The sequence below is a fragment of the Mesorhizobium sp. M8A.F.Ca.ET.202.01.1.1 genome (assembly GCF_004791595.1).
In the GTDB taxonomy this organism is placed as follows: domain Bacteria; phylum Pseudomonadota; class Alphaproteobacteria; order Rhizobiales; family Rhizobiaceae; genus Mesorhizobium.
Genome location: NZ_SRUN01000007.1, coordinates 124,133 through 140,319 on the forward strand (window position 1 = coordinate 124,133; position 16,187 = coordinate 140,319).

15 protein-coding genes and 1 riboswitch are annotated in these 16,187 nt (G+C 64.5%); of the genes, 9 read left to right on the plus strand and 6 right to left on the minus strand.

The features are described from left to right. Positions 1–182: 182 nt before the first annotated feature. A complete protein-coding gene (locus EN845_RS16985; protein ID WP_127279499.1) occupies positions 183–1,481 on the plus strand; it encodes an adenylosuccinate synthase in 1,299 nt (432 codons plus the stop codon). Positions 1,482–1,556: 75 nt separating this feature from the next. Continuing rightward, complete coding sequence (locus tag EN845_RS16990; RefSeq protein WP_127872118.1) at positions 1,557–3,296, plus strand: hypothetical protein; 1,740 nt, start codon at positions 1,557–1,559, stop codon at positions 3,294–3,296. 26 nt (positions 3,297–3,322) lie between these two features. Here EN845_RS16990 and EN845_RS16995 read toward each other — a convergent pair whose 3' ends face one another. The 4 genes from EN845_RS16995 to EN845_RS17010 form a co-directional block, all read right to left on the minus strand. Continuing rightward, the gene (locus tag EN845_RS16995) at positions 3,323–3,622 is read right to left on the minus strand and encodes a CcdB family protein (RefSeq protein WP_127279501.1); all 300 of its coding nucleotides are present in this window, start codon (positions 3,620–3,622) and stop codon (positions 3,323–3,325) included. Further along, positions 3,622–3,864, minus strand: coding sequence for a type II toxin-antitoxin system CcdA family antitoxin (locus EN845_RS17000; RefSeq protein ID WP_127279502.1), 243 nt, complete (start codon positions 3,862–3,864; stop codon positions 3,622–3,624). The genes EN845_RS16995 and EN845_RS17000 overlap by 1 nt, the downstream gene beginning before the upstream one ends. 86 nt (positions 3,865–3,950) lie before the next feature. Next, positions 3,951–5,768, minus strand: a complete 1,818-nt coding sequence (locus EN845_RS17005; RefSeq protein ID WP_127872117.1) for an ABC-F family ATP-binding cassette domain-containing protein — start codon at positions 5,766–5,768, stop codon at positions 3,951–3,953. 1 nt (position 5,769) lies between these two features. Then, positions 5,770–6,414 (minus strand): thiamine diphosphokinase, encoded by a 645-nt coding sequence (locus tag EN845_RS17010; protein ID WP_127279533.1) that lies wholly within the window; start codon positions 6,412–6,414, stop codon positions 5,770–5,772. An 86-nt stretch (positions 6,415–6,500) separates the two neighbouring features. Beyond that, a riboswitch (TPP riboswitch) is annotated at positions 6,501–6,615 on the plus strand. 43 nt (positions 6,616–6,658) lie between these two features. Here EN845_RS17010 and thiB point away from each other — a divergent pair. The 4 genes from thiB (at position 6,659) to EN845_RS17035 (ending at position 11,972) form a co-directional block, all read left to right on the plus strand. After that, the gene (gene thiB, locus EN845_RS17015) at positions 6,659–7,657 is read left to right on the plus strand and encodes a thiamine ABC transporter substrate binding subunit (protein WP_127279532.1); all 999 of its coding nucleotides are present in this window, start codon (positions 6,659–6,661) and stop codon (positions 7,655–7,657) included. Between the two features lie 224 nt (positions 7,658–7,881). Then, the gene (thiP, locus tag EN845_RS17025; protein ID WP_127872116.1) at positions 7,882–9,501 is read left to right on the plus strand and encodes a thiamine/thiamine pyrophosphate ABC transporter permease; all 1,620 of its coding nucleotides are present in this window, start codon (positions 7,882–7,884) and stop codon (positions 9,499–9,501) included. Then, on the plus strand, positions 9,494–10,270 hold the full coding sequence (gene thiQ, locus EN845_RS17030; protein WP_127872115.1) for a thiamine ABC transporter ATP-binding protein: 777 nt from the start codon (positions 9,494–9,496) through the stop codon (positions 10,268–10,270). Before thiP ends, thiQ begins: the two co-directional genes overlap by 8 nt. Before the next feature lie 232 nt (positions 10,271–10,502). After that, complete coding sequence (locus EN845_RS17035; protein ID WP_023784820.1) at positions 10,503–11,972, plus strand: M48 family metalloprotease; 1,470 nt, start codon at positions 10,503–10,505, stop codon at positions 11,970–11,972. 15 nt (positions 11,973–11,987) lie between these two features. On the opposite strand, the gene EN845_RS17040 is transcribed toward EN845_RS17035, so the two are convergent. Beyond that, positions 11,988–12,851, minus strand: coding sequence for an RNA polymerase factor sigma-32 (locus tag EN845_RS17040; protein ID WP_127279395.1), 864 nt, complete (start codon positions 12,849–12,851; stop codon positions 11,988–11,990). Positions 12,852–13,163: 312 nt separating this feature from the next. Between EN845_RS17040 and EN845_RS17045 the strand changes: the two genes are divergently transcribed. The 3 genes from EN845_RS17045 (at position 13,164) to EN845_RS17055 (ending at position 15,522) form a co-directional block, all read left to right on the plus strand. Beyond that, the gene (locus EN845_RS17045; protein WP_127279396.1) at positions 13,164–13,937 is read left to right on the plus strand and encodes an amino acid ABC transporter substrate-binding protein; all 774 of its coding nucleotides are present in this window, start codon (positions 13,164–13,166) and stop codon (positions 13,935–13,937) included. Positions 13,938–14,074: 137 nt separating this feature from the next. After that, positions 14,075–14,755 carry an amino acid ABC transporter permease gene (locus tag EN845_RS17050; protein WP_127279397.1) on the plus strand — a complete coding sequence of 227 codons (681 nt, stop codon included), beginning with the start codon at positions 14,075–14,077 and terminating at the stop codon, positions 14,753–14,755. Then, positions 14,752–15,522: an amino acid ABC transporter ATP-binding protein gene (locus EN845_RS17055; RefSeq protein WP_127279398.1), complete on the plus strand. Its 771-nt coding sequence runs from the start codon at positions 14,752–14,754 to the stop codon at positions 15,520–15,522. The genes EN845_RS17050 and EN845_RS17055 overlap by 4 nt, the downstream gene beginning before the upstream one ends. Before the next feature lie 79 nt (positions 15,523–15,601). On the opposite strand, the gene EN845_RS17060 is transcribed toward EN845_RS17055, so the two are convergent. Continuing rightward, positions 15,602–16,183: a CarD family transcriptional regulator gene (locus tag EN845_RS17060; protein ID WP_006327799.1), complete on the minus strand. Its 582-nt coding sequence runs from the start codon at positions 16,181–16,183 to the stop codon at positions 15,602–15,604. Positions 16,184–16,187 lie beyond the last annotated feature (4 nt).

The following is a 16,187-nucleotide window of genomic DNA, read 5'->3' on the forward strand; positions in this document are numbered from 1 at the left end:
GGTGTTTGCCGGCCTATTGCCCCCGTCAGTCCAAGTAAATGATGTCAAAGCCGAAAATTGTTGTGCCTCAGGGCATTTTCGGCGGCAAAGAAAGGTCGCACTCGCGAGGTCTTGACGCTATAGAGGCCTGTCGTTTCGAACCATATCCAAGCCGCGCGGCGGCGTCTCAAGGGAAAAGAAACATGGCCAATGTGGTGGTCGTCGGCTCGCAGTGGGGCGACGAAGGCAAGGGCAAGATCGTCGACTGGCTGTCGGAGCGCGCCGATGTCGTCGTGCGTTTCCAGGGCGGCCACAATGCCGGCCACACGCTGGTCGTCGACGGCAAGGTCTACAAGCTGTCGCTGCTGCCTTCCGGCGTCGTGCGGGAAGGCAAGCTGTCCATCATCGGCAATGGCGTGGTCTTCGATCCGCATGCTTTCGTCGCCGAAGTGGAGAAACTGAAGGGCCAAGGCGTGGACGTGACGCCGGATCGCCTGAAAATAGCCGAAAACACGGCGCTTATCCTGTCCGTACACCGGGAGCTGGACGGATTCCGCGAGGATGCCGCTTCGAATTCCGGAACGAAGATTGGCACGACCCGGCGCGGGATCGGCCCCGCCTACGAGGACAAGGTGGGCCGCCGCGCGGTTCGGGTGATGGATCTGGCGGATTTGGAAACTTTGCCTCTGAAGGTCGACAGGCTGCTGACGCACCACAATGCGCTGCGTCGCGGGCTCGGCCATGGCGAAGTCACGCATGACGCGATCATGCAGGAATTGACCTCGGTCGCGAACGACATCCTCCCCTACATGGACCGCGTCTGGAAGGTGCTCGACGACAAGCGCCGCGCCGGCGAGCGCATCCTGTTCGAGGGCGCGCAAGGCACGCTGCTCGACATCGACCACGGCACCTATCCGTTCGTCACCTCGTCCAACACGGTCGCCGGACAGGCGGCCGCCGGCTCCGGCGTCGGTCCGGGCGCCATCGGCTACGTGCTCGGCATCACCAAGGCCTACACCACGCGGGTCGGCGAAGGTCCGTTCCCGACCGAGCAGAAGAACGAGATCGGCGAGTTCCTCGGCACGCGCGGCCATGAATTCGGTGTCGTCACCGGGCGCAAGCGCCGCTGCGGCTGGTTCGACGCGGTGCTGGTGCGCCAGGCGGTTGCCGTCAACGGCATCAAGGGCATCGCGCTGACCAAGCTCGACGTGCTCGACGGGCTGGACGAGATCAAGGTCTGTACCGGCTACAGGCTCGACGGCGAGACGATCGACTATCTGCCGGCAAGCCAGGGCGCGCAGGCCCGCGTGGAACCCATCTACGAAACGCTGGAAGGCTGGAAAGGCACCACCGCCGGCGCGCGCAGCTGGAACGATCTACCGGCCCAGGCGGTCAAATATGTCCGGTACATAGAGGAGTTGATCGGCGCGCCGGTCGCACTCCTCTCCACCAGCCCGGAACGGGACGACACGATACTTGTGACCGATCCGTTTCAAGACTAGTTTCTGAAGCCTTTCCGGGCATCGCGGCTGATTTGCGGGGGCCGGCGCGGAGGCAAACTACAGGTCGACTGAAGCATGGCAGATTTCGTTGCTGTTCTGAAAAACGCGTTCGAGAAGCACGGCGACGAGACGCCCGAGAAGCGTGCGCGCATCTATAACAGCGTTCGCGCCATGCTGGCGAAGAAGCTTGCGGAATATTCGCCGCCGCTGGCTCCCGAGGCCATAGACAAGCAGAAACGCTCGCTGGACGACGCCATTGCCGGCGTCGAGCGGGACTACGTCAAGAGTGTGCCGGAGACGGACCCGCTCGCGGAACTGGAGCACATCTTTTCCTCCATCGACCGCAACAAGAACCAGTCGAGCCACGTCAAGCAGCCGGCCAAGGCCGAATCGATTCCCGCTCCGTCCCCGTATCGGCAGGCGCCTGTCGCGGCCAGCCCGGAGCCGTACAAGCCGGCGCAGCCCGTGGCGAACCCCGAACCCAACCGGCCTGCTCCAGCGGTCAAGGTCGAGCCAGCCTGGCAAAGGTCGACGCCGGTCCAGCCCGCTCCGGACTTTTCGGAGAAGACCTTGCCGGGAATGGACGCGGATCGGGACGACGACCAGGACGATGTCTTTGCCAATGACGAAGCGCCGGCGGGCGCCGACACTTTCGAGCGTTTGCGCCCAGCTGAACGCAGGCGCGGCTATGGCGGACTGATCGCCGCCGTCGTCGCGTTGCTGGTCGTTGCCGGCGGCGGTTACGGCATCTGGCTGAACAAGGATGCCTTCGGCAAGATGCTGGGCCTGGGCGGCAGCAAGGTTGTTGCCAAGACCGAACCGGTGAAAACGGCGCCGGCCAAGCCGGCGACCGATGCCGCGGCCACGCCACCGGCGCCCGCGACCGGTGCCGAAGGCACGAAATTCACGCAGCGGCTGACGCCTGAAGGCGGCGAAACCGATCCCGGCCCGGGCGGTGGACAAAGCGGCATAGGCGAGGGTGAATCCGTCGCCGCGCTGACGACGCCGCCAACGGCGACGAATGCGCCGGCCACGGCCGCGCCGGCGGTTCCCGCACCGGCTGCCAATACGCCCGCTGCCGCCACGCCCGCGGCAGGCGCGCCTGCCGCCACCACGCCTGCGGCGGGCACCCCGCCCACGACACCACCCGCCAACGGAACCGCGCCCGCGGCGCCGGCCGGTGCCGCCGCCACGCCGCCGCCCGCGCCGGCGGGCGCCGCTCCGGCGGCTCCGGCCGCGGCTGCGGCGCAAAGCTCGGTTCCGGTCGGCCAGAAGGCGATCTTCTACGAGGAGCGCACCAGCACCGCGCAGGGTTCGGCCGAGCCCGGCAGCATCGTCTGGTCGCTGGTGCAGGAATCGCCCGGCGGCGACCTGCCGCCAGAGCCTGCGATCCGTGCCGAGGCGACCATTCCCGGCAAGGACATCCAGTTGCGCATGACCATCCGCCGCAACACCGACCAGACCCTGCCGGCGAGCCATATCATCGAGATGATCTTCCTGACGCCCGACGGCTTCGAGGGCGGCGGCGTCGACAACATATTGCGCGTCGCCATGAAGAGCTCGGAACAGGATGCCGGCAGCCCGCTGATCGGCATCCCGGCCAAGATCGCCGACGGCTTCTTCCTGGTCGCGCTCAACGACACCAAGGCCGATGAAGACGCCAACATGACCTTGCTGCGCGGCCAGGACTGGATCGACGTACCGGTCGTCTACAAGACCGGACGGCGGGCATTGCTGACCATGGAAAAGGGCATTCCCGGCGAGAAGGTGTTCGACGAGGCGATCAAGGCCTGGCAAGCGAAAACGGCGGGCTGAGCAGACGGCGTAACGGCGGCCTTCGATCAGAAACCCTGGAACAGCATGTCGAGCGCGGCGACGATCTCGTCGTGATGTTTCGTCAAGTTCAGCCGACTTTCACCCAATTCGCTTGCCGGAACGGTAGCAATCAGGTGTGTCGCCATAACCAGCTTCCGGCCGTTGATGTCGAAGATCGGATGAAGCTTTCGCATCGGCGGCGGCACCGTTGCGAACGGCAGAAGGGGGACGACTACCCGCGTCCTGAAATTGTCGAGCAGATCGGATTGAACGTCGAGCAAATAGTTGCCTTCGACGCGACCGGCGAAGACATCATAGCGGGGCATCAGAACTGCCGGTACTCTTCCAACGGGACGCCATGTTTCTCGATGTAGTCGTTCCACGACTCCATCGTGGCGCGGTTCTCTAGCTTCCATAGCCGCGTTTTTTCGGCCGCCACCGCTTCCGCGATGCCGGCCTCCGCGGCGCGCGAGACATTCACATCAAGCCCTTTGGCTTCCCGCATGAGATTTGAGTCGATCGACAGATTTGCTGGCTGACGGACCGCATTCAAGGCAATCTTACGCATGGTGGGCCTCCGCGACATGCGCATAATATATGCGCATTCCGATATGGAAGGCAATAAAATCAAGCTGCCCCGATCGCGGGCGGAACCTACCCTTCCATCTCTTCCCGCAGCATCTCCAGTTCCAGCCATTCCTCTTCCAATGCGGCCAAGGTGGCGCGCTCCTTGTCGAGGGCGGCGATGGTCTTCTGGAACGAGGCCGGGTCGCGCTCGTAATAGGCCGGGTCGGAGATGTTGTTTTCCAGCCGCGAGATCGACGCTGTCACGGCCTCGATCTTCTTGGGCAAGGAGTCCAGCGCGAACTTCTGCTTGAACGACAGTTTTTTGGCCGGCCCTTTTGCTACGGCAGGTTCTGCCTTGGTGGTCGGCGCGTCGCCGGCGTCGGCCTTGGCGCGCGCCTTGCGGTCGTCGAGCCGGGTGCCGCCGCGCTGCGCCAGCATGTCGGAATAGCCGCCGGCATATTCAATCCAGCGGCCACCACCGTCCGGCGCGATGACGCTGGTGACGGTGCGGTCGAGGAAATCGCGATCGTGGCTGACCAGGATGACGGTGCCGGCGAACCCGGCGACCAGTTCCTGCAGCAGTTCCAGCGTCTCCATGTCGAGATCGTTGGTCGGCTCATCAAGTACCAGCAGGTTCGCCGGGCGCGCCAGCACGCGCGCCAGGATCAGCCGCGCCCGCTCGCCGCCGGACAGCTCGCGCACCGGCGTGCGCGCCTGCTCCGGCTTGAACAGAAAATCCTTCATGTAGGAGACGACATGGCGCTGCTCGCCATTGATGACCAGGTTCTCGCCGCGCCCGTCGGTGAGATATTGCGCCAGCGTCTCCTGCGGGTCGACCGCCTCGCGCTTCTGGTCGAGCGTGGCGATCTCCAGATTCGTGCCGAGCCGTATCGAACCAGCGTCCGGCGCCAATTCGCCGGTCAGCATCTTCAGAAGCGTCGTCTTGCCGGCGCCGTTCGGTCCGACGAGGCCGACGCGGTCACCGCGCTGGATGCGGGTCGAGAACCCCTTGACGACGGTGAGGTCGCCAAAGCTCTTCTCTATGTTTTTCGCCTCGATCACCAGCTTGCCGGATTCGGCCGCGTCGCTGGCCACCATTGTCGCGGTGCCCTCGGCGCCGCGATGGCCGCGAAAGCGCTGGCGCATGGTCTGCAGTTCGCCGAGACGTCGCATGTTGCGCTTGCGCCGTGCCGTCACGCCGTAGCGCAGCCAGTGCTCCTCGCGCACGATCTGGCGGCCGAGCTTGTGCTGCTCGCGCTCTTCCTCCTCCAGCACGAGGTCGCGCCATTCCTCGAAATGGCCAAAGCCCTTGTCCAACCGGCGGGTCTGGCCACGGTCGAGCCAGACGGTGGCACGCGACACACGCTCGAGGAAGCGGCGGTCGTGCGAGATCACGATGAGCGCCGAGGAAGTCCGGACGAGTTCCTCTTCCAGCCATTCGATCACCGACAGATCAAGATGGTTAGTCGGCTCATCAAGAAGCAGGATGTCGGGCTCCGGCGCCATGACGCGGGCAAGGGCGGCGCGCCTGGCCTCGCCGCCGGACAGGTCTGCCGGCCGCTCCTCGCCTGACAGGCCGAGATGCTCCATCAGATAGCTGGCGCGGTAGGGATCGTCGGCCGGGCCGAGTCCGGCCTCGACATAGGCCCGCACATTGGCAAAGCCGTCCATGTCGGGCATCTGGGGCAGGTAACGCACCGTTGCCGAAGGCTGGCGGAACACCTCGCCGTCCTGCGGTTCGATCAGGCCGGCGGCGATCTTGAGCAGCGTCGACTTGCCGGACCCGTTGCGGCCGACCAGCGCGATCTTGTCGCCGGCCGACGCGGTCAGGGCGGCGCCATCGAGCAGCGGCGTGCCGCCAAAAGTCAGTCTTATCCCGTCGAGATTGAGAAGGGGCGGGGCCATGTCAGCTTTCGGGCAATGGATAGGGATGGGCAAGCAGCAGCGCGCGGCCGTGGCCGAGCGCGATGTCGAGGCGGCCCTTGACCTCGTTGGAAATGGTCAGCGACGATCCGAAAGCCACCTCGACCTTGTCGAGCGGCCATTTGGCGCCGGTGACGGTCAGGCCGGAGAGTTCGGAAAAGCCGAGAATAGAAAATAGCGTGCCGTCGGCATAATCGAAGCTGGCCCTGCCGTTGAGCAAGGGGACACCCTCCTGGGCGCCGCTGGTCAAAAGCACATCCGTTCCGGCCTCGGCCAGCCGCAGGCCAAGCGCCAGATGCAGAAAGGCGTGATCGGCGCGCTTGCCGCCGAAGGCGCCCGCCAGCACAAGGCGGGTCGCTCCACGCTCCAGTGCGGCCGCGATTGCCAGTTCGCCGTCGGTCTTGTCCTTTTCCGTCGGGAAGGTTTGCTGGGGCACGGCGGCGAGATGGGCGGGCAGATCGGCCGGAACCGAATCGAAATCACCGACCCACAATTCCGGCACGAGGCCCAGCATCCGCGCATGACCGATGCCGGCGTCGGCGGCGATCACGCGCGAGCCTTCGACCTGGCGGTCGAGCCGGGGCGTGCGGAGGAGATCGCCGCCAAGCAGGATGGTGAATGTGCTCATATCCCGTCGCCTTACCAGCCCGGCACGGGAAACGGAAGGCGGCAAACTCCCACTTGCGTGTCCCACCCGCCGGGCCTATGTGTCGAAACGCTCTAACGGGGTGCCGGACGCGAATTTCGCGGGCCGGCTGAGAGGCAGTCTCGCCAACCCGCTGAACCTGATCCGGTTTGTACCGGCGGAGGGATTAGACGTTTCGGACAGTCCGACGCCTCAATTCCTTTCAACGCAAACGAAGGAGGCGCCGATGCGCACGTTTTTATATTCTCTCATCGCAGCCACGGCGGTGACGCTGTCCGGGCCGGCCTTGGCCAAGGACAAGCTCACGGTCTACACCTATGAGAGCTTCACCGCCGACTGGGGTCCAGGCCCCGTGGTGAAGAAGGAATTCGAGGCCGAATGCGGCTGCGATGTCGAGTTCGTCTCGGTCGCCGACGGCGTGGCGCTGCTCAACCGCGTCAAGCTGGAAGGCGCTTCGACCAAGGCCGACATCGTGCTCGGCCTCGACACCAATCTCACCGCCGATGCCAAGGCCTCCGGCCTGTTCGCGCCGCATGGCGCGGTGAGCGATGTCAACGTGCCGGGCGGCTGGAGCGACGATACTTTTGTTCCCTTCGACTACGGCTATTTCGCCGTCGTCTACGATACGCAAAAGCTGAAGTCGCCGCCGAAAAGCTTGAAGGAGCTGGTCGAGGGCAGCGCCGACGACAAGATCGTCATCCAGGACCCGCGCACCTCGACGCCCGGTCTCGGCCTGCTGCTCTGGGTGAAGTCGGTCTATGGCGATAAGGCGCCGGAGGCCTGGGCCAAGCTCAAGACCAAGGTGCTGACCGTGACGCCGGGCTGGAGCGAGGCCTATGGCCTGTTCACCAAGGGCGAGGCGCCGATGGTGCTTTCCTACACCACCTCCCCGGCCTACCACATGGTCGCCGAGAACACCGAGCGTTACCAGGCGGCGTCTTTCGAAGAGGGCGAGTATCTGCAGATCGAGGTCGCCGGCATCACCACGACCGGAGCCAAGAACCCGCTGGCGGAAAAATTCATGGCCTTCATGACCGGACCGAAATTCCAGGACGCCATCCCCGAGACCAACTGGATGTTCCCGGCCGGCAAGACCGACAAGCCGCTCAACCCGGCCTTCGACAAACTGGTCAAGCCGACCAAGACCCTGCTGTTCAGTCCGGAGGAGGTCGCGGCCAACCGCAAGACCTGGGTGGATGAATGGCTGGCGGTGATGAGCAAGTAGTTGGCTGTATGATCCGAAGATGAATGCTTTACGGCGCCCCCCTCTGTCCTGCCGGACATCTCCCCCGCTTGGGGGGAGATTGGCTGTCATCGGCGATTTCGCCAATCGCCAACATTGCAGGAATGAGCTGGGCGCCGGAGCTGCTAATCTCCCCCCTCGTGGGGGAGATGTCCGGCAGGACAGAGGGGGGCGCGAAGGAACGCGACGCACGTTAAAGGCCTTTCGTGCAACCCGCGTCTGATCCCCGCATTACCGCCGGCAGCGTAGCGCTGGCGGCGATCGCGCTCTTGATCGGCGGCGCGTTTGCCGGGCTGCTTGTCGAAGGCGCACACGATCTCTCCGGCGCCTGGGTGGCCTTCGACCCTTATCTGTTGCGCGTCGTGCGCTTCACACTCTGGCAGGCGGCCCTGTCAACGCTGCTCTCCGTCGGGCCGGCCCTGTTCGTGGCGCGGGCGCTGTCGCGGCATCCACGGTTCTTCGGCCGCGCCTTCATTCTGCAGCTCTTCGCCGTGCCGTTGGCGCTGCCGGCGATCGTCGCGGCGCTCGGCATTCTGGCGCTTTATGGCCGTGCCGGCTATTTCGCCGGCCTGTTCAACTGGGTTGGCGGCCAGGGCTGGCCGGGCATCTACGGCCTCTCCGGCATTCTCGTCGCCCATGTCTTCTTCAACCTGCCGCTGGCCACCCGCCTGTTCCTCGAGGCGCTGCAGACCATCCCCTCCGACCAGTGGCGGCTGGCGAGCCAGCTCGGCATGGCGGCGCGGCCGGCGTTCCGGTTGATCGAATGGCCAACACTGCGCGCCGCCATGCCCGGCGTCGCCGGGCTCGTCTTCATGCTCTGCATCACATCCTTCACCATCGTGCTGACGCTTGGCGGCGGGCCGGCCGCGACGACGCTCGAAGTCGGCATCTATCAGGCCTTGCGCTTCGATTTCGATCCCGCGAGGGCTGTCGCGCTGACATTGCTGCAGATCGCCTTGACCTTCATCGTGGTGCTGGCGCTGACGCGGCTCGGCGCCAATGTCGTCGGCGACACCAACCTGCCGGTCGCGCCGCGCCGCTATCTCTCCGTCAACGGCACCGAAGCCACACTGAATGCCTTGCTCATCGGATTGGCGCTGCTGGTCGTCGCGGGACCGATGGCGGCGACCGTGATCGCCGGATTGAGCGCCGATCTCGACCGGCTGGCCGGCGAGACCGCTGTCCGGCAGGCGACACTCACCAGCGCCGTGCTCGGCTTCCTTTCGGCGCTGCTTTCGGTGATGCTCTCGTTGGCATTGACAATGGCGCGGCGGGCGCTGGCATCGAACCGCCGCTCCGGCCCAATGACACTGCTCGAACACGCCACCGATACCGGCGCCGGCTTTGTGCTGGTCGTGCCGCCGATCGTCGTCGGCGCCGGTTGGTTCCTTCTGTTGCGCCACGTCGGCGACGTCTTTGCCATCGCCCCGCTCATGGTCGTCACCGTCAACGCTGTCATGGCGATGCCTTTCGCGCTGCGCGCCATCCGCCCCGCCTATGATGCGGCAATCGAGCGCCACGAACGGCTCTGCGCACAGCTCGGCATTTCCGGCTGGGCAAGGCTGAAGCTGGTCGACTGGCCGTCGCTGCGGCGGCCGCTCGCCACCGCCTTCGCCTTCGCCATGGCGCTGTCGCTTGGCGATCTCGGCGTCATCGCCCTGTTCGGCAGTGATTCCGTACAGACCTTGCCCTACCTTCTCCTGGCGCGCATGGGCAGCTACCGCACCCAGGACGCCGCCGGCCTGGCGTTGTTGCTGGGCCTTGTCTGCCTGGTACTGGTGCTGGCAGCGGACCGGCTGGGAAAGGGGATGGCCCGCGATGTCTGACGGTGCGGCTGACGGCAAAGGGGTTCCGGTACGGCTGGACAAGGTCTCGTTCAGTTATGGCGAGGCATTGTTCGCTTTCGATGTCGAGTTCACCGCGACGCAAATCACTGCCATCATGGGGCCAAGCGGTTCGGGAAAGTCGACGCTGCTCAATCTGGTGGCCGGATTCGAGATGCCGAGATCCGGCCGCGTGCTGATCGGCGGGGGCGATGTCCGTGGTGAGCCGCCGGCCGTGCGTCCGGTGTCGATGGTGTTTCAGGAGAACAATCTTTTCGCGCATCTTTCCGTCGAGCAGAATGTCGGGCTCGGCCGTTCGCCATCGTTGCGGCTGACCGATACCGACCACGCCGATATCGCGGGCGCCCTTGCGCGCACCGGTCTTGCCGGCAAGGAGAAGCGGCTGCCGCGCGAACTTTCGGGCGGTGAGCGCCAGCGCGTCGCCCTGGCTCGCGTGCTGGTGCGTGACCGCCCGGTGCTGCTGCTCGACGAACCCTTCGCCTCGCTTGGGCCCGCCTTGCGCGACGACATGCTCGACCTGGTTGCTGGCCTTCATGCCGAGCGTGGCATGACGGTGCTGTTCGTCACGCACCAGCCGCAGGATGCCCGCCGCATCGGCCAGAAGGTGGTGTTTCTGGACAATGGCGCCGTCGCCGCCACAGGCACGGCGGACGATTTCTTTGCCGGGGCTGGTCCGGAGGCGTTCCGGCGCTATATCGGTGCGGGTGCCGGGGATGCCTTATCACGAGATATTGCCCGGAAGCGGACATAATTTACGCTCAAACCGGCCCGAGGCGATGTGGCGCTTGCTTGCCATGACTGGAGTAGTGTGGCTAGGTCCGCTCGATACCGGTCCGGCACTGGCCGTGATTTGCCTACAGCATCTGCTGCCCGGCCCGAGGGGCGCGTGACGGACGCTGTAGCAGTTTGTTTTGCGCATTGCATGATCATGCGCAAGGACCTGAAAGGAAGCCATTCTGGCGATCGGCGTTGACAGGCTACGAATGAACCCGCTGGCGCGCTTCTTGGCGCTGGCTGGCTTTGCCGTGGCGCTGGCGAGCTGCCAGATGTTCACGCCTCCGGAGGTCCAGGAATCCGGCTTCCAGCCATCCGACAAGCCGATCACGGTGGACAATGTCGCCGCCAACAACAAGCTTGCCGAACTCGCCAAGGCGCAGCATCCGCGCATCCTGGCGACCTATGGTGGCGAATATTCCGATCCCAAGCTCGAGCGCATGGTCGCCAAGGTGGTCGGCAATTTGACCGTGGTGTCGGCCAACCCGACCCAGACCTATCGCATCACCATCCTCAATTCGCCCAACGTCAACGCCTTCGCACTGCCGGGCGGCTATCTCTACATAACGCGCGGCCTCCTGGCGCTGGCCAATGATTCGTCCGAGCTCGCCGCTGTCATCGCGCATGAAATGGGACACGTCACCGCCAATCATGGCCTGCAGCGCCAGCAGTTGGAGGCCGAGGAGGGCCTGGCGACCAAGGTCGTCTCGGATGTGCTCGGCGACAGCCCGACCGCCAAGGCAGCACTGATCCGCGGCAAGCTCAGGCTGGCGCAGTTCTCGCGCAACCAGGAACTGGAGGCGGACGCCATCGGCATCAAGTCGATCGGCGAAGCCGGCTACGATCCCTATGCCGCCGGCCGCTTCCTGCAGTCGATGTCGGCCTACACCGATTTCCGCTCGATCAGCGGCGCCACGGACGCCAGCCTCGACTTCCTTGCGACGCACCCCAACACGCCGCAGCGCATCGATCTGGCACAGCGCCACGCCCGCCAGTTCGGCGCGCCAGGCTTCGGCACGCGCGACCGTGATTCCTTCCTCGCCGGCATAGACGGCCTACTCTACGGCGACACGCCGGAAGAAGGCTATGTGCGCGGCGAGACCTTCCTGCATCCGGGCCTCGGCGTGTCGTTCACGGTGCCGGACGGTTTCATCATCGACAATTCGGCGGCAGCGGTGACGGCGACCGGTCCTGGCGACATAGCAATCCGCTTCGACGGCGTTTCGATCGACAAGAACCGCGCCTTGACCGACTATATCAGAAGCGGCTGGGTGGCTGGCCTCGACGACAGCACTGTCAAGCAGGAAACCATCAACGGCAATGAGGCGGCGACCGCGCATGCCGGCGCCGAAGGCTGGCAGTTCGATATCGCGGTGATCCGCGCCGGCGGCCAGGTTTACCGATTGCTGACCGCGGCGCCCTCGGCCAGCACCTCGCTGGAAACGGTGGCGCGCTCGGTCAGCGGCTCCTTCCGCATTCTCAGTCCCGCCGAAAAGGCGGCCCTGAAGCCACTGCATATCCGTGTGCTTACGGTACAGCCGGGACAGACCATGGGCTCGCTTGCCGCGCAGATGGTGGGCGTCGACCGCAAGCTCGACCTGTTCCGCGTGCTCAACGCGTTGTCGCCGGGGGCCGCGGTTTCGGCCGGCGACAAGGTCAAGATCGTCACCGACAAGTAGCGCCCATTGCGCGAATCAGGCGGCGGTCGCCATGAATTCGGGATTCTGCTTCACCAGCGCGACCTTGAGCTTTTCCATCGCGCGGGCCTCGATCTGGCGGACGCGTTCCTTGGAAATGCCGAGCGTCTCGCCGAGTGCCTCGAGCGTGGCGCCCTCGTCGGTCAGCCGGCGTTCCTCGATGATGCGGAGTTCGCGGGCGTTGAGAGCTTGAAGCGCCTCCCTCAGCCAAAGCGAGCGGCGCGCGACGTCGATCTTGTCGCCGACAATCTCGTCGGGCAGGGGATCGTCCGAGACCAGGAAATCCATCCGCTCGGTCGCACCCGCATCATCGGCAAGCGGCACGTTGAGCGAGGAGTCCGGTGCCGAGAGGCGTGAATCCATCAACGCCACATCGGCCTCGGAGACACCAAGCGCAACCGACACCTCGCGGTAGAGGGTTGTGTTGGAGAGCGGTTCGGCGCCGTTCGCGAGGCGCGCACGCAGGCGCCTGAGATTGAAGAACAGGGCCTTTTGCGCCGAACTGGTGCCGCCGCGCACGATCGACCAGTTGCGCAGGATGTAATCCTGCATCGAAGCGCGAATCCACCACGTCGCGTAGGTCGAAAACCGTACCTCGCGCTCAGGCTCGAAGCGGGCCGCGGCCTCGAGCAGGCCGACATGACCTTCCTGGATCAGGTCGCCAAGCGGCAGGCCGTAGTGACGGAATTTCGAGGCCATGGAAATGACCAGCCGCATATGGGCCACGGTGATGCTGTGCAATGCGTTCTGGTCGTTGTCTTCTTTCCAGAGCAATGCAAGCCGATGCTCCTCGTCGCGCTCGAGGTAGGGCGCCCTCATTGCCGCGCGGACCATGACCCGACCTGCCGTGTCTTCCATCATAAGGCGCTCCCTGGCTCAGGCGATGCGGATGACAGGCACCGGCTTGAAATGACGGCGTCATGCCCTAGAACAGCCAAAACTGCCGTGCGCGGGAAAGGTTCCGCTGGCGCGGGCAGGCGAGCGATGAGATCCGGGCAATTTCGGCACGGCTGCCCGGAACTCTGAATGCTGCAGAGAAATTCCTTTTAGAGTATTCGATTTCTGGAATTGGCCCTCTTTGAAATTTCATTCCTTATTTTTTCGACCCGCATCTGTCATTTTCCAGCCCTCACAACATGCCTGACATCAGGCCAAGGACGGGATCACAGAAAAATGAAATGGCTCAAGTCACTCATCATCGCCGGAACGCTGCAGGCCCTGGCGGTCGCATCGGGCCATGCCGGCGCCAATCTCGACCAGATCAAGCAGGCCGGCGTCATCAAGGTCGGTACGGAAGGCACTTACGCGCCTTTTACCTATCATGATGCATCCGGAGCGCTGGTCGGCTTCGACGTCGAAATCGCCAAGGCGATCGCCGACAAGCTTGGCGTCAAGGCGCAGTTCCTCGAGGGCAAGTGGGACGGCCTGATCGCCGGCCTCGATGTCAAGCGCTACGACGCCGTCATCAACGAAGTCGGCATCACCGATGCCCGCAAGGCCAAGTACGATTTCTCCGATCCCTACATCGCCTCCAAGGCGGTGCTGATCGTGCGCGGCGACAACACCGACATCAAGACCTTCGCCGATCTCAAGGGCAAGAAGTCGGCGCAGTCGCTGACCTCCAATTTCGGCAAGCTGGCCGAGTCGAATGGCGCCGAACTGGTCGGCACCGACGGCTTCGACCAGTCGATCCAGCTGCTTTTGACCGGCCGCGCCGACGCCACCATCAATGACAGCCTGTCGTTCCTCGACTTCAAGAAGCACAAGCCCGACGCCAATGTGAAGATCGCCGCCCAGGAAGAGAATGCCGATTATTCCGGCGTCATCGTGCGCAAGGGCGATCCGGAGCTGGTCGCGGCCATCAACAAGGCGCTGGCCGACATCAAGGCCGACGGTACTTATCAGAAGATCGCCGACACCTATTTCGGCCAGGACGTGTCGAAGTAATTCATAAAGCGGGGCCGGTCGTCGCCCCGCGGCCCATCCAGCGGCGAGCCGTTTTTGACGGCTCGCCGCTTTTGTCGTGATATGGCTGACGCATTCGCGCTTCGATGGCGCCGCTTGTCCATTCCGGAGGATTTTTCGTGCCGCACTGGCTGCAACTGATGCTGGAGTCGCTGCCCTCGCTGCTGTGGGCAGCGTTGATCTTCACCGTGCCGCTGACGCTGCTGTCCTTCGTGCTCGGCCTGACGGTGGGGTTGGGCGCGGCGCTCGGCCGGCTGTTCGGCCCGAAGCCGCTGGTGGCGCTCGTGCGCTTCTATGTCTGGATCTTCCGCGGCACGCCGCTGCTGGTGCAGCTGTTCCTGATCTTCTACGGCCTGCCTTCGGTCGGCATCCTGCTCGATGCCTTTACCGCGGCGCTGATCGGCTTCACCCTCAACATCGGCGCCTACACGTCGGAAATCATCCGCGCGGCGATAGGCTCGGTGCCGAAAGGCCAGTGGGAGGCCGGCTACTCGATCGGCATGACCTGGAGCCAGGCGATGCGGCGCACCATCCTGCCGCAAGCCGGCCGGGTGGCGGTGCCGCCGCTCTCCAACACTTTCATCTCGCTGGTCAAGGACACGTCGCTGGCCGCCGCCATCACCGTGCCGGAGATGTTCCAGGCAGCGCAGCGTATCGTTGCCACCACCTATGAGCCGCTCATCCTCTATGTCGAGGCTGCGATCCTCTATCTGGCGATGAGTTCGGTGCTGTCGGCCTTGCAGACGCGGCTGGAGGAGCGGCTCAACCGCTATGGCGGCTTCCTGGAGGCACGCTCATGATCGGCCTCACCAACATCGAAAAACGCTTCGGCGAAAATCTCGTGCTGAAAGGGGTGACGGTTGCCATCGCCGAGGGCAGCGTCACAGCCCTTGTCGGTCCTTCGGGTGGGGGAAAAAGCACGCTGCTGCGCTGCATCAACCTCCTGGAGATCCCGACCTCGGGCACGGTGCGGATCGGCGACGAGATGCTCGAGTTCCGCCCGGGCGGAAAGGTGCCGGCGGCGGACATAAGGCGTCTGCGCCTGCAGACCGGCATGGTGTTCCAGAATTTCCAGCTGTTTCCGCATCGCACCGCCATCGAAAATGTCATGGAAGGTTTGGTCACGGTGCTCAAATGGTCGCCCCAGAGGGCACATGAACGGGCGCTCGCGCTGCTGGAGAAGGTCGGCATGGCCCACAAGGCGGATGCCTGGCCGGCGACGCTGTCGGGTGGCCAGCAACAGCGCGTGGCGATCGCCCGGGCGCTGGCGCCGTCGCCCAAGGTGCTGCTGTGCGACGAACCGACTTCGGCACTCGACCCGGAATTGGCGCAGGAGGTGGTCGATGTGCTTAGTCAGCTCGCCAGCGAGGGAACGACCATGGTGATAGCGACGCATGATTTGCGCCTGGCTTCCAAGATCGCCCAGGAAGCGGTGTTCCTCGATGCCGGCGTCATTGTCGAGCAGGGGCCATCCGCCACGCTATTCGGCAATCCGGAGCGCGAAAGGACAAAGCGGTTCATCGCCACGCTGAAGCAGGAGGCGGCGGAGAAGGAGGCCGGCGTATAGACGCGGCAATCTCCGGCAATCTTAAAGACAAAAAACCCGGCACGAGGCCGGGTTTTTCGTTAACTCGAAAGCGAAAAGCTCAGGCAGCCTCTTCCTGCTCGGCTTCCTCATTGTCGGCCTTGGCGCCACGCTTGGGGCCCTTGTTGAGATTGACCTCGATCAGGCGCACGGCTTCGGTTTCCGACATGCGGTTGACAGCCGCGATCTCGCGGGCCATGCGGTCGAGCGCCGCTTCATAGAGCTGGCGTTCGGAATAGGACTGCTCCGGCTGGTTGTCGGCGCGGTAGAGGTCGCGCACGACTTCCGAGATCGAGATCAAGTCGCCCGAATTGATCTTGGCATCATATTCCTGGGCACGGCGCGACCACATGGTGCGCTTGACGCGGGCGCGACCCTGCACGACCTTCAGCGCGCGCTCGACATAATCCTCTTCCGACAGCTTGCGCATGCCGATGGAGGTCGCCTTGGCGACCGGCACCTTGAGCCGCATCTTGTCCTTCTGGAAGTCGATGACGAACAGTTCCAGCTTGTGGCCAGCCACTTCCTGCTCATCGATCGAGACGATCTGGCCGACGCCATGCGCCGGATAGACGATGTACTCGCCGGTCTTGAAACCGTGACGCGCGGCCGTGGACTTCTTCTGCGGGGTGATCGTTGCCATTACG